The 18,897-nt window shown below is 67.5% G+C and carries 15 protein-coding genes; 7 read left to right on the top strand and 8 right to left on the bottom strand.

What is annotated here, in order from left to right; genetic code table 11:
- Window positions 1-77 precede the first annotated feature (77 nt).
- The 3 genes from AC3IMC_RS06485 to AC3IMC_RS06475 all read right to left on the bottom strand — a co-directional run bounded on the left by AC3IMC_RS06485 (window position 78) and on the right by AC3IMC_RS06475 (window position 3,749).
- Window positions 78-785: a hypothetical protein gene (locus AC3IMC_RS06485; protein WP_490917578.1), complete on the bottom strand. Its 708-nt coding sequence runs from the start codon at window positions 783-785 to the stop codon at window positions 78-80.
- A 96-nt stretch (window positions 786-881) separates the two neighbouring features.
- Window positions 882-1,937 carry a 2,3-butanediol dehydrogenase gene (locus tag AC3IMC_RS06480; RefSeq protein WP_490917577.1) on the bottom strand — a complete coding sequence of 352 codons (1,056 nt, stop codon included), beginning with the start codon at window positions 1,935-1,937 and terminating at the stop codon, window positions 882-884.
- Window positions 1,938-1,958: 21 nt separating this feature from the next.
- A complete protein-coding gene (locus AC3IMC_RS06475) occupies window positions 1,959-3,749 on the bottom strand; it encodes an NAD(P)-binding domain-containing protein (protein WP_490917576.1) in 1,791 nt (596 codons plus the stop codon).
- 145 nt (window positions 3,750-3,894) lie between these two features.
- On the opposite strand from AC3IMC_RS06475, the gene AC3IMC_RS06470 reads away from it, so the two are divergent.
- The 3 genes from AC3IMC_RS06470 to AC3IMC_RS06460 all read left to right on the top strand — a co-directional run bounded on the left by AC3IMC_RS06470 (window position 3,895) and on the right by AC3IMC_RS06460 (window position 7,756).
- Complete coding sequence (locus AC3IMC_RS06470; protein ID WP_490917575.1) at window positions 3,895-5,187, top strand: GAF domain-containing protein; 1,293 nt, start codon at window positions 3,895-3,897, stop codon at window positions 5,185-5,187.
- 130 nt (window positions 5,188-5,317) lie between these two features.
- Entirely contained in the window at window positions 5,318-6,907 is a 1,590-nt protein-coding gene (locus tag AC3IMC_RS06465; RefSeq protein ID WP_490917574.1) for an alkaline phosphatase D family protein, read from the top strand.
- Window positions 6,908-6,973: 66 nt separating this feature from the next.
- On the top strand, window positions 6,974-7,756 hold the full coding sequence (locus AC3IMC_RS06460) for a hypothetical protein (RefSeq protein ID WP_490917573.1): 783 nt from the start codon (window positions 6,974-6,976) through the stop codon (window positions 7,754-7,756).
- Here AC3IMC_RS06460 and AC3IMC_RS06455 read toward each other — a convergent pair.
- A complete protein-coding gene (locus tag AC3IMC_RS06455) occupies window positions 7,711-8,958 on the bottom strand; it encodes a S8 family peptidase (protein WP_490917572.1) in 1,248 nt (415 codons plus the stop codon). The genes AC3IMC_RS06460 and AC3IMC_RS06455 overlap by 46 nt on opposite strands.
- Window positions 8,959-9,144: 186 nt before the next feature.
- Here AC3IMC_RS06455 and AC3IMC_RS06450 point away from each other — a divergent pair, with 186 nt between their 5' ends.
- Entirely contained in the window at window positions 9,145-9,873 is a 729-nt protein-coding gene (locus tag AC3IMC_RS06450) for a hemerythrin domain-containing protein (protein WP_490917571.1), read from the top strand.
- On the opposite strand, the gene AC3IMC_RS06445 is transcribed toward AC3IMC_RS06450, so the two are convergent.
- The gene (locus AC3IMC_RS06445) at window positions 9,874-10,869 is read right to left on the bottom strand and encodes a metallophosphoesterase family protein (RefSeq protein ID WP_490917570.1); all 996 of its coding nucleotides are present in this window, start codon (window positions 10,867-10,869) and stop codon (window positions 9,874-9,876) included. It abuts the gene before it with no gap.
- Between the two features lie 168 nt (window positions 10,870-11,037).
- On the opposite strand from AC3IMC_RS06445, the gene AC3IMC_RS06440 reads away from it, so the two are divergent.
- The gene (locus tag AC3IMC_RS06440; RefSeq protein ID WP_490917569.1) at window positions 11,038-11,841 is read left to right on the top strand and encodes an alpha/beta fold hydrolase; all 804 of its coding nucleotides are present in this window, start codon (window positions 11,038-11,040) and stop codon (window positions 11,839-11,841) included.
- 129 nt (window positions 11,842-11,970) lie between these two features.
- The gene (locus AC3IMC_RS06435; protein WP_490917568.1) at window positions 11,971-13,380 is read left to right on the top strand and encodes a hypothetical protein; all 1,410 of its coding nucleotides are present in this window, start codon (window positions 11,971-11,973) and stop codon (window positions 13,378-13,380) included.
- A gap of 8 nt (window positions 13,381-13,388) precedes the next feature.
- Here AC3IMC_RS06435 and AC3IMC_RS06430 read toward each other — a convergent pair whose 3' ends face one another.
- Window positions 13,389-14,261, bottom strand: a complete 873-nt coding sequence (locus tag AC3IMC_RS06430) for a class I SAM-dependent methyltransferase (protein WP_490917567.1) — start codon at window positions 14,259-14,261, stop codon at window positions 13,389-13,391.
- 241 nt (window positions 14,262-14,502) lie between these two features.
- Here AC3IMC_RS06430 and AC3IMC_RS06425 point away from each other — a divergent pair, with 241 nt between their 5' ends.
- A complete protein-coding gene (locus tag AC3IMC_RS06425; RefSeq protein WP_490917566.1) occupies window positions 14,503-15,723 on the top strand; it encodes an MFS transporter in 1,221 nt (406 codons plus the stop codon).
- 72 nt (window positions 15,724-15,795) lie between these two features.
- Here AC3IMC_RS06425 and AC3IMC_RS06420 read toward each other — a convergent pair whose 3' ends face one another.
- Together AC3IMC_RS06420 and AC3IMC_RS06415 are read right to left on the bottom strand one after the other, a co-directional pair.
- Window positions 15,796-17,049, bottom strand: coding sequence for a M20 family metallo-hydrolase (locus AC3IMC_RS06420; RefSeq protein ID WP_490917565.1), 1,254 nt, complete (start codon window positions 17,047-17,049; stop codon window positions 15,796-15,798).
- Window positions 17,046-18,740: an amidohydrolase gene (locus AC3IMC_RS06415; RefSeq protein ID WP_490917564.1), complete on the bottom strand. Its 1,695-nt coding sequence runs from the start codon at window positions 18,738-18,740 to the stop codon at window positions 17,046-17,048. Before AC3IMC_RS06415 ends, AC3IMC_RS06420 begins: the two co-directional genes overlap by 4 nt.
- Window positions 18,741-18,897 lie beyond the last annotated feature (157 nt).

Below are 18,897 nucleotides of genomic sequence, written 5' to 3'. Positions count from 1 at the left end.
ACTCCTCAGTCCTGAATCCGATTATTCTCCTGGGCTGGCCGGAACGGACGGGGCTTTGGGCCTGTATCGGTAACCTCCTACTTGAGGCTGAGCACCTCGTCAATGGGGCGGTTGTTGACGAACACCTGGGCGCTCGTTGCACCGGAGGCGGCCATGGCGGTGTACTCGAGCTGGGCCTTCGCGCGCGGGACGTCACACACGCCGCCCAGCATGAACTGGCCGGAGAGCCAGATGGTGATGGTGCTGCCGTTCAACTCGCCGCCGAGGTAGGTGAGGCTGGACTGGTACAGGACGTTGATGAGACCGGACAGGCCCACGTCGCGGCTCTTGTTGGCGAGCAGGGCGTTGATGCTCGGGCCCACCTGGTCCGTATACGTGACCGGCGCCGTGGTGGTGGCCACGAGGCTGTCGCCGCAGCCGATCCGGGGCCCGGAAACGCCGTTGTCGTCCACGGCCACGTAGTAGACGGTCAGCGGACCGGTCTGTTCAGGAAGGCCGGTGGGCTCCTGGGTTGGCGGTGGGGTGGCGGGGGCGGACGACGGCGGCACGGCAGCTGTGGTGGTGGGCGCGGCGGAGGTGTTGGGCGGCGAAGTCGGGGTGGCCGTGGTGGTGCTGCCCGCCGTCGTACTGGGGCTAACCGTGGAGGGGCTGGCGCTGCTGGCCGTCGGACTGGGGGCCGCCGAACTGGTAGTGGGGCCCGGCGCCGGCGGGCCGAAGCAGCCCGTGAGCACGATCAGGCTGCTGAGCCCGAGAACAGTGAATGCCGAGAACCTGGGCCTGGCCATGATGCCCCCTTGGATGTGGGCCCGCGGCTGCGGACCCACATCCAAGCTACGCCCGGGGGTTACTCCAGAACAGGGACTAAAGTCCGAGCTCTTCCCCTACGGATGCACCAGCACCTTCACCGCGGTGTCCTTGTGGTTGATGAGGGTGTCGAAGCCCTGCTCCACCAGGTCCTCCAGTGCGATCCGGCCGGTGATGAACGGCTTGAGGTCCACCTTGCCCTCCTGCACCATCCTGATCACGGCGGGGTGGTCGCGGACATAGGCGATGGTGCCGCGCAGGTCGATCTCCTTGAGCACGATCTTCTGCATGTCCACTGTGGCCGGTGCACCCCAGATGGACACGTTGACCACCACCGCCCCGGGCCGGACGGCGTCGAGCATGGTGTCCAGGACAGCGTTCACGCCCGCGCACTCGAAGGCGACATCCGCCCCAGTGCCGCCGGTAAGCTCCCGCACCCGGGCGGGGACGTCCTCCTTGCCGGGATCCAGCACGTGGTCCGCCACGCCGCTGGAGGTGGCCTTCTCCTTGCGGGCCTGGGTGAGCTCGCTGATGATCGTGGTCACGCCCATGCCCTTGAGGACGGCCGCGGTGAGCAGTCCGATCGGCCCGGACCCGCCCACCAGGGCAACGTCGCCTGCCTTGACGCCGCTTCGTGCGACGGCGTGGTGGGCCACGGACAGCGGCTCGATCAAGGCGGCCTCATCCAGCGGGATGTCCCCGATGGGGTGCACCCACCGCCGGTCCACCACGATCTTCTCGCTCAGCCCTCCCCCGCCGCCGGACAGCCCGATGAAGCCCATCTGCCGGCACAGGTGGTAGCTGCCCGCCTGGCACATGTCGCAGTCGCCGTCCACGAAGTAGGGTTCGACGACGACGTTGTCACCCACTGCCAGCCCCTCCACGCCTTCGCCGACTTCGGACACGGTCCCGGAGAATTCGTGCCCCAGGGTCACCGGGGATTCCTCGTGGGACAGCGGGTGCGGGTGCCCCGGTGCCGGACAGAAGATGGGCCCTTCCAGGTACTCGTGCAGGTCGGTCCCGCAGATGCCGCACCAGGCGACGTCGATCTTCACCGCCCCGGCCCGGAGTTCCGGCTCGGGGATGTCCTCGATCCGGATGTCCTTGCGGGCGTGGAAGCGTGCTGCCTTCATGATGGTCCTCCTCGGACAGGTTCAGCGGGTGTGGTGGCTGGGCTGCAGCTCGTAGACCGGGGTGTCGAGTCCTTCCATCCGGGCCTTGAGCTGCAGCGCCAGGTAGGCGGAGTAGTGCCGGCTCTGGTGCAGGTTCCCGCCATGGATCCAGAGGTTGGGCACATTCGTGGGCTTCCACATATTGCGCAGCTCCCCCTCCCATGGACCAGGGTCTTTTGGCGTGTCTGAGCCGTAGCCCCAGCACTTCCCCACGCGGTCCGCGATTTCGGGAGAGACCAGGTCCGCCAGCCATCCGTTCATCGAGCCGTACCCGGTGGCATAGACGATCAGATCCGCCTCCAGCTCGGTGCCGTCGTCCATGACCACGGCGTTGCCCGTGATCTTGGCGACCTGTCCGGACTTCAGCTTCACCCGGCCGTCGATGATCAGCTGGGAGGCGCCTACGTCGATGTAATAGCCGGAGCCGCGCCGCAGGTACTTCACGAACAGACCGGAACCGTCCACACCGAAGTCCAGGTCGAACCCGGCGGCCTCCAGCTGCGAGTAGAAGTCTGCGTCCCGCTTGGCCATCTCCTGGTACACCGGCACCTGCGCCTCGGGCAGGATGCGCATGGGCAGCGAGGCGAACAGCAGGTCCGCCTTTTCCGTGGTCACCCCTGCCGCCAGCGCCCGCTCCGAGTACAGATCCCCCAGCGCCAGGTCCATCAGGGACTCGCTGCGGGCGATGTGGGTGGAGGACCGCTGGATCATGGTGACATCGGCGCCGTGCTCCCACAGGTCCGCGCAGATATCGTGGGCCGAGTTGTTGGAGCCGATCACCACGGCCTTCTTCCCGGTCCAGTCACCGCCGCCCGGGTGCTGGGAGGAGTGGCGCTGCTCGCCCAGGAAGGTTTCCGCGCCGTCGAATGTGGGAATATTCGGGTAGCCGGAGACGCCGAGGGCGAAGATGAGCTGCTTGGGCCGGAGCGTCACCGGTTCGCCGTTGCGAAGGACGCTGACCTCCCATTCCTGCGTGCCGGCGTCGTACGCTGCCTTGACGCACTCGGTGCCGGACCAGTAGTTCAGCTCCATGATGCGGGTGTAGTGCTCCAGCCAGTCGCCGATCTTGTCCTTTGCGGCGAAGACCGGCCAGTCGTCCGGGAACTTCAGGTAGGGCAGGTGGTCGTACCAGACGGGGTCGTGCAGGTGCAGGGACTTGTAGCGGTTGCGCCAGGAGTCACCCGGGTTCTGGTTCTTTTCGACAATGATGGTGGGCACGCCCAGCCGCTTCAGCCGCGCGGCCAGTCCGATCCCGCCCTGCCCGCCGCCGATGATCACGCAGTACGGCTGTTCCTCGTAGCCGAGCCGGGCTTCCTGCGCTTCCTTCACCTCCTTCCAGGACCGCCGGCCGCGGACGATCTCGTGGGCCACGCCCTGCTCGCGCCGCGGGCCCTTCTTTTCCTCGAAGCCCTTCAGTTCCTGCATGGTGGTGAGCAGCGTCCAGCATTTGCCGTTCCGGAGCCGGAGGTGGCCGTAGCCGCGGGCGGTGCCGGTCTCGAACGTGATCCACGCTTCCGTGTTCTCCGCGTCCCCGGTGGCGTACTCCGCCAGCGCCCAGTTGGCCGGCTGCACGCGGTCCAGCGTTGCCTCGAGCATGCGCCGGATGTCCGCCTTGCCTTCGAGCGTCTTGAGGTTCCAGGTGAACGCCACGAAGTCCCGCCAGTAGCTCTCGTCCTCGAAAAGCTCCAGGGCTGCGTCCACGTCGCGCCGCTTCAGCGCGTCATCCAGCCCGGCAAGCCAGGCCTGCGCGGCGGCGGTGGGTGTTTGGGTCATCTCCACTCCTTTGTGCTGTTCCTGTGGCTCCGCCTGCCCTGCGATATGCTGGGGCCGGCGTGAGCTGCATCACTAGTGGAACCCGGCGGGGGTAACAACGGCGTTACACGTATCGGCAAGGGAGCCAGCTGCGAGGAGGGGATGAGTGGACTACGGCCTGAGGTTCTCGGACCCGGCAACGTATGCGCAGACGCTGCGGCGCGCACACGAACTGGTCATCTCCGGCGTCCCGCGGCCCGAGATTCCCACGCCACTGGTGGAGTCGTGGCGGCGGTCCATGGCCCTGGGCATCAGCCCGGACCAGCACAGCCCGCGCCATTTGCATGAGGTGGCCGAGGTGCTGGAGCTGCGGCAGGAGCACCGGCTGCAGCAGGTGATGCCCGCGCTGCACGACCTTTTGGCCGATGATTCCCGGACCGGCCGCCACCTCCTGGTGCTCACCGACGCCAGCGGCGAAATCCTCTGGCGAGTGGGCAGCCCCGCCGTCCTCCGCCGGGCCGACCACCTGGAATTCCTGGAAGGCGCCGACTGGTCCGAGGCCGGAATCGGCACCAACGCCATCAGCGAGGCCCTGGTCACCGGCGGCCCCGTGCAGCTGTTTTCCGCCGAACACCTGGTCCGCACGCACCACGATTGGGCCTGCACGGCGGCGCCCATCACGGACCCGGCCACGGGACGGGTGCTGGGGGTCCTGGACGTCTCCGGCCCGCTGGACACCCTGAGCGCAGACACTTTGCGGATGGTGCGGTGCGCCGTGCGGGTGGCCGAGGCTTTGCTGGGAACGTCCGACGCCGGTACCTCCTTGGGAGCTTCGTCTTCCGTTCGTGCGTCCCGGCAGCCCGGGCTTCCGCCTGCCCGGCCGGCTGCCGCCGTCGAGTTCCTGGAACTGCTCGGCGAGAAGCCGGCGGCGGTGTTCGCCGACGGCAGCCACACTCCCCTGACGCTGCGGCGGGCGGAGATCCTGGCGCTGCTGGACTCGCGGTCGCAAGGCTGGTCAGCGGAGGAACTGGCCTACGAACTGCACGGCGACGCGGGAACGCCGCAGGCCATCCGGACCGAGATGTTCCGGGTGCGCTCGATGCTGGGCGGTGCCGTGGAGTCGAACCCCTACCGGCTGGCTCCCGGGCTGGCTGCACGCTCGGATGCAGGGCAGGTGCTGCGGCTGGTGCGCGAGGGCCGCGTTGCCGAAGCGCTGGAGGCCTACCGCGCTCCCCTGCTCAGCCGGTCTGGAACCCTTGCGGTCCAGCTGCTCCGGGACCAGCTGGACATCGCGGTTGGGTCTGCGGTGCGGGCCAGCGGGAAGGCCGGACTGCTCGCGCGCTGGCTGTCCACGGACATGGGGGCGGGGGATCCGCTTGCCGTCGAGGCGCTGGGCCGGCTGGTGGGCCGCAACGATCCGCGCTACCTGGCGTTCCGGGCTGCCTGCACAGTCGGTTGACCCGCCACGGTGGTTGACCTACGCGCCCGGCCACAGGCGCGAAGCGTGTCGACAAGCCTTGTCACACCGTTAACCAGTCATTCACATCCTCCTCAAAACCTGTACAACGCCTGAAAATACGTTGGGAGCCATGGACAACATCTCCCGCAGAACCCTTATCTCCGCCGGCATCGGGGCCGGCCTGGTCGCCGCACTGCCGAGTGCCGCCGTCGCCGTTTCCACCGCGGACGACGCCGGCCTCCGTGCCGATCCCTTCATGCTCGGCATTGCGTCCGGTGAGCCGTGGCCGGACGGCTTCGTCCTCTGGACCCGCCTGGCGCTCAACCCCGTGGCGGAGGACGGCCTCGGCGGAATGCCGTCGCGGCCGGTGGCCGTGCAGTGGGAGGTGGCCGAGGACCAGGGCATGCGCAACGTGGTGGCCCGCGGTGTGGAGCAGGCCCGTCCCGAGTCCGCACACTCGGTGCACGTGGAGCTGCACGGGCTGAAGGCGGGCCGCGAATACTTCTACCGGTTCCGCGCCGGCAAGCACCTCAGCGCCGTGGGCCGGACCCTCACCAGCCCGGCACTGCACGAGACCCCCGCCGCCCTGGCCATGGCGTTCGCCAGCTGCGCCCAGTACGAGCACGGCTACTTCACGGCCTACCGGCGCCTGGCCGAGGACCACCCGGACCTGGTGCTGCACTTGGGCGACTACCTGTACGAATACAAGAAGGGCAGCTACGTGATCGGCGGCGGGAACCCCCGCGACCACGAGGGCCCGGAGACCGTTGCGCTGGAAACCTACCGGCAGCGGCACGCCCAGTACAAGGCCGACGCCGACCTGCAGGCTGCGCACGCGGCTGCACCCTGGGCAGTGGTCTGGGATGACCACGAGGTAGACAACAATTGGGCGGACGACGTCCCGGAGAACCAGGATCCCGCCCAGCTCAACGACAGCGTGGAGCACTTCCGCCAGCGCCGCGCTGCCGCATTCCAGGCATACTACGAAAACATGCCGCTTCGCCCGTCGTCCCTGCCGGCCGGCCCGTACATGAAGATCTACCGGAAGATCCAGTGGGGCCAGCTGGCCAACTTCCACATGATGGACACCCGCCAGTACCGGGACGACCAGCTCGCAGGTGACGGCTGGAAGAAGAACGTGGCCGAGCGGCTGGCCGAGGACCGCACCATCACCGGCGCCGAGCAGGAAAAGTGGCTGCTGGATGGCTTCAGGAACTCCACCCAGCGGTGGGACATCCTCGGCCAGCAGGTCTTCTTCGCCGAGCGCGACCGTGCCCAGGCCCTGGACGTCGACGACGTCTCCATGGACGGCTGGGACGGCTACGCGGCCTCCCGCCGCCGCATCACCCAGGGCTGGGTGGACGCAAACGTTCGCAACGCCGTCGTGCTCACCGGCGACGTCCACCGGAACTGGGCCAACGACCTGAAGGTGGACTACAAGGACCCCGCTTCCCCCGTGGTGGGTTCGGAGCTCGTGTGCACGTCCATCACCTCCACGGGCAACGGCACCGGCTCCACCACGGACCCCACCATGGCCTGGAACCCGCACCTGAAGTTCTTCAACGACAACCGCGGCTACGTGAACACCCGCATCACCAAGGACGCGATGACCGCCGACTTCCGGGTCGTGGACCACGTGACGACGCCGGGCGCTCCAGTATCCACGAAGGCCTCCTTCGAGATCCGCGACGGCGTCCCGGGACTGCAGGCGCGCGCCTGACCTTCGCGGGAGACACGGGACCTTCGGCACTTCTGGTGCCGGAGGTCCCGTGCCACAGTCGCGGCTATGGCGGGACGGCGACCTTCGCGGCGCGCGGGCAACGGAACGGCAGCCCGCACAAAGTACCTTGCCTTGGCGGCTTCACTGACCCTGCAGGTGGCCGCGTACCTGTTGTGGCGGCCGGCCATGCTGCGCTGGGGAACCGAGGGCAGGGAAGCCGAGGAGCCGCTGCCGGGCGATGATCTGGTTCCCCGGCCCGCATTCCAAAGCACCCGGGCCATCACCATTGACGCGCCGCCGGAGCAGGTGTGGCCGTGGATCGTGCAGATGGGAATCTACCGTGCCGGGTTCTACACCCACGACAGGGTGGAGCGTGCCATGTTCCGAGCCCGGTACGTAGAGGGGAAACACTCAGCCACCAGGATCCATCCCGAGCTCCAAGACCTCAAGGTCGGTGACAAGGTGCCCTATGGCGGCGGTGTTTACGCCACTGTCTCGCAGCTTGAGCCCAATAAGCACCTGGTAGCCGGGGAACAGTTTGTCCTGCGGGCCCTCCCGGGGAACCGCACCCGTCTCCTCGTCCGTTACCGTGGGATGGGGTATCTCAGCGCAGCTGCCGCGGGCGCCGGTGCGGATGCCCCGGCGCCGACCCGGGCCCTGGCATTCACCCTCCAAAACGTGCCCGGCGCGTTGCTGCTGGCCCGCGCCGTCGACCTCTTCATAGGCGACCCGCTGCACCACTACATGGAGGTCGGCGTGCTGCGCGGCGTCAAGCAACGCGCGGAGGCGGCCCGCGGCAGCGATTACTTGACTGCGTTGTATGCGTTCACCCGGCCGTGGGCCCAGTAGGTCTCGGTGCCCGTCTTGATCTCACCGGAGGACTCGACGTTGGCACGCACTGACTTGTTCGTTGCAGTGGAGTGCGCCTTCCAGGCAAGGGCCGCCACGCCGGCGACGATGGCCGAGGACATCGAGCTTCCGTTCCCCACGTCGTACCCCAGGGCGCGGTGGTTCTGCGAGGCCAGGACGAACGGATGGTTCGGGAACGTGGAGAAGACGTTCACGCCGGGGGCCGCGATGTCCACCCAGCTGGAGCCGTAGGTGGAGAACGACGCCTTCGCATCGTTGTTGTCGGTGGCGCCGACGGCGATGACGTTCGTGTAGGCGCCCGGGTAGATCTTGGTCTGGTTTCCACCGTTGCCGGCGGCGGCCACCAGCACCACGCCCTTGTTCCACGCGTTGTTGACGGCGGTTTCCAGAGTCCGGGATGCCCGCACGCCGAGGCTCATGTTGATCACCTTCGCACCGTTGCTGACGGCCCAGTCGATGCCGCTGGCAAGGCCGGAGCTGGAGCCCACACCGCTGTCGTTCAGGACTTTGCCGGCCAGGATGCTGCAGTCCGGGCAGACACCGGCCACTCCGATGCCGTTGTTCATGCTGGCGGCAACGCTGCCGGCCACGTGCGTGCCGTGGCCGTAGTTGTCCTCATTGGTTGATGCGCTGCTGAAGTTGGCCCGGGCCACGACCTTGGGGTTGATGTCGGGGTTGTCGGTGGCGACGCCGGAGTCCAGCACTGCCACTTTGATGCCGCTGCCGGTGGTGACGTTCCAGGCCTCGACGGCGTCCACGTCCGCGTCCTTGGTGCCCCCGGCCACGGTGATCGGGTAGTCGGGGTTGTTGTTGGTGAACGACTGGCCGTCGTTCTGCAGGGCGTACTGCCGGGGAAAGAACTGGTCGGTGCTGGCAGCACCAACGGCTTCGTCCGGTTCCGCGTACTCGACCGCCGGGTTCCGCGTCAGGGCCTCGATGAGCTGGAGTTCCCTTCCGGCGGGCACGGAGACCACATGGGCGCCGGTGCTCCCGATCCCGGGACCTTGGCTAAGTCCATTCCGGCTCAGCACACCGGGTGCCGCACCGTCGTCGCGGAACTTCACGATGATCTGCCCGGGGACCGGGGAAGCATCCGGCGCGGCGGTGCCCGGGGTTGCGAAGGTGACGGCTCCAAAGCCCATGACTGCTGCCGTGAGACTGGCGGTGAAGAGTCTTCTCATGGAGGTAATCTTTGCGTCCACCCGCGTCGGCTGGATAGGGGGAAAAGCCCCTGGTGTTGGTGCCGTGCGCACCCGGCGCACGTGCCGCCGTCGTACTCCTGCCTGCCCATTGTGCGCCCTGGTGCCCAGGACTACGATGCTCGCGGGGAGAGGGCCTGGTTTCGCGAGACTGTAAGGGGCCCAACCATGACCGCCGACTTCTTCACCATGCAGCCCGGCGAGACCGCGGCGCCATTGCCGCCGGGCCCCGTCCTGTGTACCGGGACGGCGGCCATGAGGCGGATCCACCGCTTCTTCCTGTGGGCCTACGGCGAGGCACCCGGCCTGGTCCGCTCCGTGCGGGCGGGCGACACGGAACGGGCCGCGTATGTGGGGGAAGTGCTGGGGAACTTCGACAAGGTGCTCCACATCCACCACGAGGGCGAGGACCTGCTTATGTACCCGCAGCTGAAGGAACGGGCGCCGGCCTGTGCGCTGCACGTGGGGCTGATGCTCGAGCAGCACCGGCAGGTGACGCAGCGGCTGGACGCCATCGGGCCGGTGCGCCTGCGCTGGATAGGCACGGCGGACGAGGACACGGCGGCGGAGTTGGCCGCGCTCTACGAGGACCTGTCGGCGATCCTCAACGTGCACCTGCGCCGCGAGGTCACCGAGGTGATGCCCGCCGTGGACCGGGTGCTGACGGAGAAGGAAGCCGCCGCAGTGGGTCAACACGGGGTCAAGCAGTTCGACAAGAAGTTCATGGTCAGCTACCTCGGCATGGTGCTGGCCACCAATCCCCCGGCAGACCGGGCGGAACTGTTCAAGGAGATCCCGCCACCCGTCCGGCTTGCCTACCGCCTGGTGGGACGGCGCCTGTACCGGAAGCAGTATTCGACGCTCTTCCCGGGACGGCCGGTGCCCGAGACGCTGTAGCTAGCCGGCCGCACGTGTGCCCGAGTCCGTGCTCGTTCCCGACGTCGGCACGAAGTTCCAGTCGAAGGAACCGTCGGCGTGCAGCGTCAGCCGCAGGAACCCGTGGGTATCGCTGAAACGCTTTTCGATGTACGGCGGGTTGCTGGTGAACGGCCGCAGCCCGATGCCTCCGGTGGAAACCTGGAACGCCGTCATCCCGTCGCCGACGCACTGGTCCGCGTTGTTCACCGGGCATGACCGTTCGTAGTTGTGCTGCGATCCGGAGAGGGTCAGGCGGACCCGGTGCTTCCACATCACGTCGATCCACGGCTTGTGTTCCTTGGCGCGCCCGTGGGCCTCCGTGTCCGAGGTGAAGTATGGCTCGTGGTAGACGACGGCCAGGTGCTTGCCTTCCGCCTGCGCGGCGGTGAGGTCCTTGTCCAGCCACCCCGCCAGGGCCCAGGCCTCGCCGGGGTCATACGTCCAGTAGGCGGACGAGAGGAACACGAAATGCCATGTCCCGAAATCCTTTGAGTACGGCTGGCCGTTGCCAATGAACCCCCGCTGCTGGTTGATTGCGGCCTTGTCCGGGGCTCCGGGGCACTGGCCGTTCATGAAGTCGTCCAGGTCTTCGTTGCGGCCCGGTTTCCAGTCGTGGTTGGGGCTGGACACCCAGTACAGCCTGCTCTTCGTGCCGCCCCACAGCTTCGTCCAGTACTTCACGTAGTCGGCGCAGCGCGGTTCGGTGTACTGGAAGTCCCCAAGCCCCAGGAACGCGTCGATTTCGTTGTTTTGCACGAGCTGGGAGATGGCGGCAGCATTGCGGCCGGAGGGGCTGTCCCCGCGGGAGGTCCTGACGCCGTTCATGTCACCCACTGCGGCGATCCGGACATCACCCTTTTGGTTGGCGGCGGGGGGATCCTGGGCACTGCAGCCTGCAAGGGAAGCGGCCAGGAGAATCGCTGCCGTGGCGGCCATACCCCGGACGAGGCCGGGACGAGGGAGTGCTGACCGCATCCGGATTCCCCCTTTCGAGAAGCCGGACGGGAGCCGGCCTGCGGATGACGCGACGCTCCCCAGCCCTTTGATAGTCGTAAGGCCCGGGCGGGGTGTCAAGGGCGGGGCCTTGTGGAGGGCCGTTAACTCCCCATTGTGCGCAGCCGGCACGGGCGTATGGTTTCTTGCATGGAACCGATTCGGGCCCTCCTGCTGCCTGGTTCAGTAGTCCCCGCGGCGATTGCCTACGGGCCCCTGATTGAGGCGCTCGGCCCCGACATGCACGCCGTGGCCAAGGAACTGGAACTGTACAAGGGCGATGAACCGCCCGCGGGCTGGAGCCTGGACACAGAGGTGGACGGCGCCCTGCGCGAAGCGGATGCGCTGGGCTGGCAGACGTTCCACCTCCTGGGCTATTCCGGCGGAGGCGCGGCGGCGCTGGCGTTCACCGCCAAACACCCGGACCGGCTGCAGAGCCTGGCCCTGGTGGAGCCGGCCTGGGCCGGGCGCTGGGACTGGAGCCCCGCCTACGCGGAACACTGGAGGAAGTACGGGGAGCTGGACGGTCTGCCTCCTGAGCAGTTCATGTCCGCCTTCATGAGGCTGCAGGTGAGGTCCGACGTCGTCCTTCCGCCCCAGCCTGACGGTCCCCCGCCGCCGTGGATGGCCAAGCGGCCCGCCGGAATCAGGGCCTTCATGCAGACCTTCAATACCTACGACCTGGACAGGTCGCGGCTGGCCGCTTTCAGCAGGCCGGTGTTCTTTGCCCTTGGCGGGCTGAGCCATCCGGACGATTTCGGCGAGGTTGCAGCACGGCTGGCCCGGGTCTTCTTTCCCGACTTCCATCTGGAGGTCTTCCCCGGGCGGCACCACTTCGACCCACCACACCGGGCAGAGCCGAAGCGGCTGGCGGAGGCGCTCCGCAGGCACTGGGCAGCGGCGGAGGGACGGCCGGAGGGGCGCCACGTGCCACTGGAGTCCGGCACTCACTAACGCCCGCTGACCTCCCACCGGCGACCGGCCTGCCCGGGTGCGGGCCGCCGTCGTACACCCCGAATTACCTCCATTAACACGGTGCCAAGCGCCCAAGTCGTCGACCGTATAACAGTTCGACTACAATCTATGGATGCCCTTTTCCAAAAACCTTCGCATCGCCATGCCCTGGACGCCATGTTGCTAGGGCGACGAACATTCCTGGAGTGGATCGGGGCGGCGGCCGTCACCGCCGGCATCCCCAGCATGATTGCCCGGGGCCCGGATCCCTCGCCGGCGCCCGGCGCGGCCCCTGTTGCTGCCCCCGCGTCCTTCGCGGCGGACCCGAACGCGCGGTATGTGAGCAGCATCGGGAACGACGCCAACCCGGGCACCAAGGCGGCACCCTGGCAGTCGCTGGCACGAGTCCGGGCGGCACTCGACGCCGGTGAAGTGGGGCGCGGAAATACGGTCCTGCTGCGCCGCGGCGACGTCTTTCCGGGCGCGCTGCAGATTCCGGCGGTGAAGGGCACTTCGGGAGTGTTTACCCTCGGCGCCTACGGCACGGGCGAACTGCCGCAGATCAACGGCTACAAGATGAGCAACGATGCGTGGGCACTGCACAGCCCCGGCGTCTGGAAGCTCAACCTGAGGCCCGGGTCCGGGCAGTTCAGCGGCAACACCGCCGGAACCTCCACCAACGTAGGATTCCTGAAGGCCGGCGGCACCATCCACGGCTGGAAGCGGTGGAGCCTGGCCGAACTGGCGCAGGACTGGGACTTCTACAGCGATGACACCTTCGTATACGTGAAGCTGGGCACCTCGCCGGGGGCCGGCGTCGGGATTGCGGTCAAGCAGCAGGGACTCCGGCCTTCCTCCAACACCGCCGTTTCGGACCTGCACATCCTGGGCCACGGCGGCCACGGCGTCGGCATCTACGGCACCCGGAACGCGGAGGTCACCGGCTGCCTGATCGAGGAGATCGGCGGATCCCAGCTGACCAAGACCACCCGGTACGGGAACGGCGTTGAGATCTGGATCGGCTGCGCGAACGTGCTGGTCCAGGGCAACACCATCCGGCAGACCTATGACACCGGCACCACCATGCAGGGCAACACCGAAGGGTCCAACGTGGCCTGGACCGACTGCCGTTTCATAGGCAACACCATCGAGAACTGCAACCAAACCCTTGAAGTGTGGTCCCGCGGAACTCCGGGAGCCGGCACGGGACACATCCGGTGCGCCTTCACGGATAACGACTGCCGCGACGCCGGCATTTCGTGGGCGGCAGACATCCGGCCGGACCAGGCAGGCATGGGCACGCACTTGCTGACCTACGACATTCAGCTGCCCTGCGACATCGAGATCGCCCGGAACCAGTTCATCGGTGCCAAGGACAACTTCATGCGGTCCAGTGGCGACCGGCAGATCCCGGCAGGCATCAAGACCCACAGCAACACCATCGAGCTGGCCAGTGGTCAAAAGATCGCCTACCAGAACCCCGAAACCATCGAGCAACTCGATGCCTGGCGGGCGCGTACGGGCGCTGAACAGGGGTAAGCCGCAGTTCAGTTCTTGGGCTGCCCGCCGCCTAGCGCGGCGTTCTCCCCCGCCTTCGAGAAGGTGAAGATGCCATAGCGCATCGCACCGGTGCGGTAAGCCAGGATGAGGCGGGGAATGCCCAGGAAGGCGTTGCGATTGCGTGCGCCGAGGGCGAGGCGGCGGGTCTCGCGATCAGCGAGCAGGGCCTTGATGAGCCGGACGGCGCAGATTGGCCAGGTGCGGGCGACGCGACGGCTGACATCCTCATACCCGGTGACAGCAAAGCCCGCGGCCAGCGCCATCGCTTCATACTCCTCGCGCGTGCCCATCGAGGGCAGGCGCGCTTCTCGGCAGATCGGCTCGAGCAGGTGGCGGACTTTCCAATCCCTGGCACCGGTCTCGGCGAGCCAGGCACAGACGACCAAGCGGCCGCCCGGCGACAGCACCCGCTGCGCCTCGGCAAAGAACGCGGGCTTATCGACCATATGTTCGCTCGACTCAATCGCCCACGCAGCATCGACCGAGGCCTCCGGCAGCCCGTTGGCAAGCCAGTCACGGACCTGTATGTCCACCCCCGGTGCGTGATGCGCGGCCGCGTAGCGGGCCTGCTCGGTGGAAAGCGTAAATCCGATGACGCTGACGCCGCGTGTCAACGCGAGCCGCCTTGCAGTGGAGCCGTAGCCGCAGCCGATGTCCACGCACGCCTGGCCGGGCATCAGGTGCAAGCGGTCGCCCACCTCGTCGACCAGCGCTTCGACAGCCTCGCTGGGTGTCTCGCGCCCCGAGGCCCATAGCCCGTGATGGACGTGGTCTCCCCATACCCGCCGATAGATGGTGTCGAGCTCGTCGTAGTGGTCCGCGACCGCCGCGGCGTTCTGGGAGTTATCGGGGACGATCACGCGATGACACTACAACGGCGCGCCCTGGCGTCGATAGGGTCAGGCGGCGAAAGCCCGGCGTGAAGGCAGGGTCTGCCTTGCACCGCCCCTTTTCCAATTTTGTCCGTATCTCGAACAGTTGTCCGTTTGATGAACTTCGCGCTAGCCTAGGTGCCTGAGAGCGTGCCGCGCGTCACTTGTCCCAGTGATGGAGCTCGCAGCCCGGCAGCTTCTCCTTCCTTCCCTGATCGATGAGGATTACATGACAACTTCTCCCTCCACCCGCGCGTCCCGCTGGCCGGTCTGGCTTTGCTGGCTGGCCATGGTCCTGGACGGTTTCGACCTGGTGGTGCTCGGCACCGTTATTCCCACGCTCATCAAGACCGGCGAACTGGGCTTCGACGCGGTCGGCGCCACGCTGGCGGCAACCATATCGCTCGTCGGCGTAGGCCTGGGCGCGCTCTTCATCGCTCCGCTGTCGGACCGCTTCGGGCACCGCAAGCTGCTGGTCGCCTGCGTGCTCTGGTTCTCCATCTTCACCATCGCGGTGGTGTGGGCCCCCAACGTTGCGGTGTTCAGTGCGTTCCGGCTGCTCGCCGGCCTCGGCCTGGGTGCGTGCCTCCCGGTAGCCCTTGCCTACATGAACGACTACGCCCCGGCCGGATCCGCTGGCAAGTCCACCACCCGGACCATGACGGGCTACCACGCCGGTGCAGTCGCCACCGCCTTCCTGGCGCTGATGATCATTCCCAACTGGCGGACGATGTTCGTGGTCGGCGGACTTGCGGGCCTGGCCCTCGTCCCCTTCCTGTGGTTCAAGCTGCCGGAAACCGTGTCCACGGCGCGGGCCGCCAAGAAGGAGGAGCAGACCGGGTTCCGCGACCTGGCGAAGAAGCCATATCCCCTGGTGGCTGCGGCGATCGCTGCCGCCTCCTTCATGGGGCTCCTGCTGGTCTACGGCCTGAACACCTGGCTGCCGCAGCTCATGGCGTCGGCCGGATATCCCGTCAGCGCAGGCTTGTCCCTGCTCCTGGTACTGAACCTCGGCGCCGTGGCAGGCCTGATCATCGCGGGCATCCTGGCCGACCGGCATGGAACGAAGCGCATCGTACTGCTGTGGTTCGGCCTCTCCGCTGTTTGCCTGGCCCTCCTCAGCATCAAGGTCGAGAGTGAGATCCTGCTCAATGCCCTGGTCTTCGTCACGGGTGTGTTCGTCTTCAGCTCCCAGGTGCTCGTCTATGCCTGGGTCAGCCAGCTGTTCCCGGCCCACCTGCGGGCCACCGCGCTCGGATTCGCGGCCGGCGTGGGCCGCGTGGGCGCGATCGCCGGACCAGCCGTGACCGGCGGACTGGTGGCAGCAGGCATCGCGTACCCCTGGGGCTTCTACGTCTTTGCGGCAGCCGGCGCCCTGGCAGTGGTGGCGCTAGTCGCAGTCCCGCATGCCATTGCCGCCCGGCGGACGGTTGAGGAGCAGGCCAGCTGAACCTCACCGCTGCCCGGGATGCTGAAGCGGAGCGGTGCCGGAAGGCCGCTACGCTTTAGCATCCCGGCCCTGCTAGTCCTCTTCCAACTCTCCCCGGACAAGGCGTCGCGTGACGTCGGTGAGGAGCTCGACGCCCCGCAGCGCGTCGTCGTCGTGCGTGTACTCAGCCTCGTTGTGCGAGATGCCTTCCACGCTGGGGACGAAGAGCATCACGGTGGGAACCACGTCTTTCATGTTGGTCGAATCGTGCCCGGCCACGGTCATGACGTCCGCGTGGGTATAGCCAAGGCTCTCCGCGCTGGCCCTGCCCAAGGCCGCTCCCTGGGGCTGGTAGGACACCACCCCCCAGTTGTGCGTCAGGTCCAGGCGGATGTGCGTGCGGGAGTCCGTCTCGGCGTCGATGATCTTCTTGCCCAGCCGCTCCATCGCGAGGCCCAGCACGGACTCGTCCGGGGAGCGCAGGTCCAGGTTCATCAGCACCTGCCGGGCGATGGTGACCGGTGAGTTCGGCAGGACGTACAGCTCGGAGACCGACGTGTGCAGCAGCCCCGGCTCGAATTCCGCCGCCAGTTCACGCGCGGCGGCGATCACCAGCGCCGCCCCGAAGAGGGCGTCACGGCGGTCCTCCATGCGCGTTGCGCCCGTGTGCGACTGTGCTCCGTCCACCGTCACCCGGTACTTGCTGGCAGCCCAGGTGCTGCCCACGATCCCCACCTGGGTTCCGCTTTCCTCCAGGTTCCTGCCCTGCTCAATGTGGATTTCGGCGTAGCGGGCAACCTGGGCGAGGACGGGCGCGTTCCCGTCCGGTGCAACGTGTCCCGCAGCAAGGGCCTGGGCCACGGTTGTCCCCGCGGGATCGGCGGTGGCGAGGGCGTCCTTAAGCTGCAGCTTCCCGGTGAAGACGCCGCTTCCCATCATGCTGGGCGCGAAGCGGCTGCCCTCCTCGTTGAACCAGTTCACCACGGCCAGGTTGTAGGTGGGCTGCAGCGTTCCGGCCCGGGCCTCCGCTGCAACGCGGGCTCCGGCGTGGGCCGCGGCGAGCACCCCGTAGGCGCCGTCGTACCGGCCGGCCAGCGGCTGGGAGTCCAGGTGCGAGCCGACCAGCACGTAAGGGGCTCCGGGGACCAGTTCCACCATGCCGAATTGGTTGCCTGCCTCGTCCACGCTTTCGGTGTAGCCGTGCTGGGCCAGCCATTGGCTGAACCAGGCCCTGGTGGCATGGTCTTCCGGCGTGCCGGCCTGCCGGTCCACGCCTCCGCCGGAGGTGGCGCCGAAGCCCGACATCGTTGCGAAATCGGCGAGGAACTGCTCGTTCGTGGTGCTCATGGGGTTTCCTTCCCTGTCAGTGCTGCCTCAAGGTCTGCCACGCGGGCCGGCGCTGGCAGGTTCTCGGCGCCGAAACGGATGTGCCCGCCCACCATGGTGGCCAGCACGCGGGTGGCGGAGATGTTTGAAGGATCGACGGCGGTAGGGTCCTGATCGAGGAACACCAGGTCCGCCAGGTACCCCGGAGCCAGGCGCCCCTTGATGTGTGCGGTTCCCGTCGCGGCGGCAGACCCTGTGGTGTACGCGGCCAGCGCCTCGACGGCGGTAATCCTTTCGTCCGGCCCGTAGACCTCGCCCGAGGGCGTCAGCCGCTCCACGAAGGACTGCATGACATCCAGTGGCCTGCCGTTGGAGACCGGACGGTCCGAGCTTCCCGGCAGCGTGACGCCGCGGTCCAGCAGGCTCTTGCCGGGATAGGACCAGGCAGTGCGCTTCGGGCCCAGCAGGCGGGCCATGCCGTCCCCGAACTCCGTGATGAAGTGCGGCTGCGGGACCAGGACGATGTCGGCATTAGCGATCCGGTCCAGCTGGTCGGGCCTGACCACCCCGCCGTGCTCGATCCGGTTGGGCTGCGCATTGAGCCCGTAGTTTTCCTGCGCCTCGGTGATGATGTCGATGGCATGGTCAACGGCGTGGTCGCCGATCGCGTGCATCGCGATCGCCCAGCCTGCGCGGTACGCGTCCAGGGCTGATTCACGCAGCTGGTCCGGGTCCATTTGCAGGTAGCCGTGGTTGTGGGTGCAGCCGACGTATTCTTCGGTCATGTAGGCCGTGCTGCCCAGGAGCGAGCCGTCACTGAAGATCTTCACCGGGCCCAGGCGCAGCCAGTCGTCCCCCAGTCCGGTGCGGATTCCGGCGTCCAGGCTCCTGGACGCCGGGTCGTCGGCATGTCCGGGCACATCGTGGAGTGCATCCATGACCAGCATCGGCTGCATCCTGACGCTGAGCAGCCCCTTGTCGCGGGCGTTCAGGTAGGCCGCGAACTCGCGGGGCGAATAGCCAATCCAGCCGCCGGCGATGCCCGCATCCGTGACGCTGGTGATCCCTTCGGAGAGGTAGTGCGACGTCGCGAGGTCCAGCGCGCGCTCAATGGTCTCCAGCGGATACGGCAGCAGGAGGTCCTGCACCAGCCGCATGGCATTTTCCTCGAGCAGCCCTGTTGGACGGTCATCCTCGTCCACCACTACGGCGCCGCCGTCGATTGGGGCCGTGAGGTCCGCGTGGGCCGCGACGAGGTCCAGCGCCACGCCGTTGAGCGTGCAGGCATGGCCCGATGAATGCTTGATCCACACCGGGCGTCCCCCGGCCGCCGCATCCAGCCGGTCACGGTCGGGCTGCTGGCCGCCGAGCAGCAGCGGACTGTAACCGGACGCGATGACCCATTCATCGGGGGCCTTCCCCGCTGCGGCCTCGGCGATGATCCGGTACACATCGTCCAGGCTTGCCGCTGCCCCCGCGTTGGCCTCCATGAGCCCGAGGCCGAACCACACGCTGTGCGCGTGGACGTCGTTGAACCCGGGGACAATCGTGGTCCCGGCGGCGTCGATGGTCAGGGCGGCATGGCTGGCAAGGTCGGCGTCGGGATCCACGTCGAGAATTTTGCCGTCGTGGATGAGCAGGCTGGTCGCCGTAGGGCGGGAGGCATCCTGGGTCAGTATGTGGGCATTGCGTATCAGGAGATCGACGGGCATGAATCCTCTTTGATATGGCCCCCGGACCTCACGGCGGGGTTCGGGTCAGGAGCCTGGAAGTGGGGCTGCGATCCATTCAACGCTGTAACATTGCTGCCTTCAAGAGACATCAAACGCGGACTGCGGCCCAAGACTTAGGCGTTTGCATAAAATGGAC

This window comes from Arthrobacter sp. E70, from assembly GCF_058266945.1.
The sequence above is the reverse complement of the archived record's forward strand: the minus strand, read 5'-3'. Positions and strand labels throughout refer to the sequence as shown.

Bases quoted from the DNA above. Each gene is read 5' to 3' on its own strand.
- AC3IMC_RS06425 (WP_490917566.1), top strand. From the start codon at position 14,503: ATGACAACTTCTCCCTCCACCCGCGCGTCCCGCTGGCCGGTCTGGCTT.
- AC3IMC_RS06485 (WP_490917578.1), bottom strand. From the start codon at position 785: ATGGCCAGGCCCAGGTTCTCGGCATTCACTGTTCTCGGGCTCAGCAGC.
- AC3IMC_RS06415 (WP_490917564.1), bottom strand. From the start codon at position 18,740: ATGCCCGTCGATCTCCTGATACGCAATGCCCACATACTGACCCAGGAT.
- AC3IMC_RS06445 (WP_490917570.1), bottom strand. From the start codon at position 10,869: ATGCGGTCAGCACTCCCTCGTCCCGGCCTCGTCCGGGGTATGGCCGCC.
- AC3IMC_RS06450 (WP_490917571.1), top strand. From the start codon at position 9,145: ATGACCGCCGACTTCTTCACCATGCAGCCCGGCGAGACCGCGGCGCCA.
- AC3IMC_RS06465 (WP_490917574.1), top strand. From the start codon at position 5,318: ATGGACAACATCTCCCGCAGAACCCTTATCTCCGCCGGCATCGGGGCC.
- AC3IMC_RS06475 (WP_490917576.1), bottom strand. From the start codon at position 3,749: ATGACCCAAACACCCACCGCCGCCGCGCAGGCCTGGCTTGCCGGGCTG.
- AC3IMC_RS06420 (WP_490917565.1), bottom strand. From the start codon at position 17,049: ATGAGCACCACGAACGAGCAGTTCCTCGCCGATTTCGCAACGATGTCG.
- AC3IMC_RS06480 (WP_490917577.1), bottom strand. From the start codon at position 1,937: ATGAAGGCAGCACGCTTCCACGCCCGCAAGGACATCCGGATCGAGGAC.
- AC3IMC_RS06455 (WP_490917572.1), bottom strand. From the start codon at position 8,958: ATGAGAAGACTCTTCACCGCCAGTCTCACGGCAGCAGTCATGGGCTTT.
- AC3IMC_RS06460 (WP_490917573.1), top strand. From the start codon at position 6,974: ATGGCGGGACGGCGACCTTCGCGGCGCGCGGGCAACGGAACGGCAGCC.
- AC3IMC_RS06440 (WP_490917569.1), top strand. From the start codon at position 11,038: ATGGAACCGATTCGGGCCCTCCTGCTGCCTGGTTCAGTAGTCCCCGCG.
- AC3IMC_RS06435 (WP_490917568.1), top strand. From the start codon at position 11,971: ATGGATGCCCTTTTCCAAAAACCTTCGCATCGCCATGCCCTGGACGCC.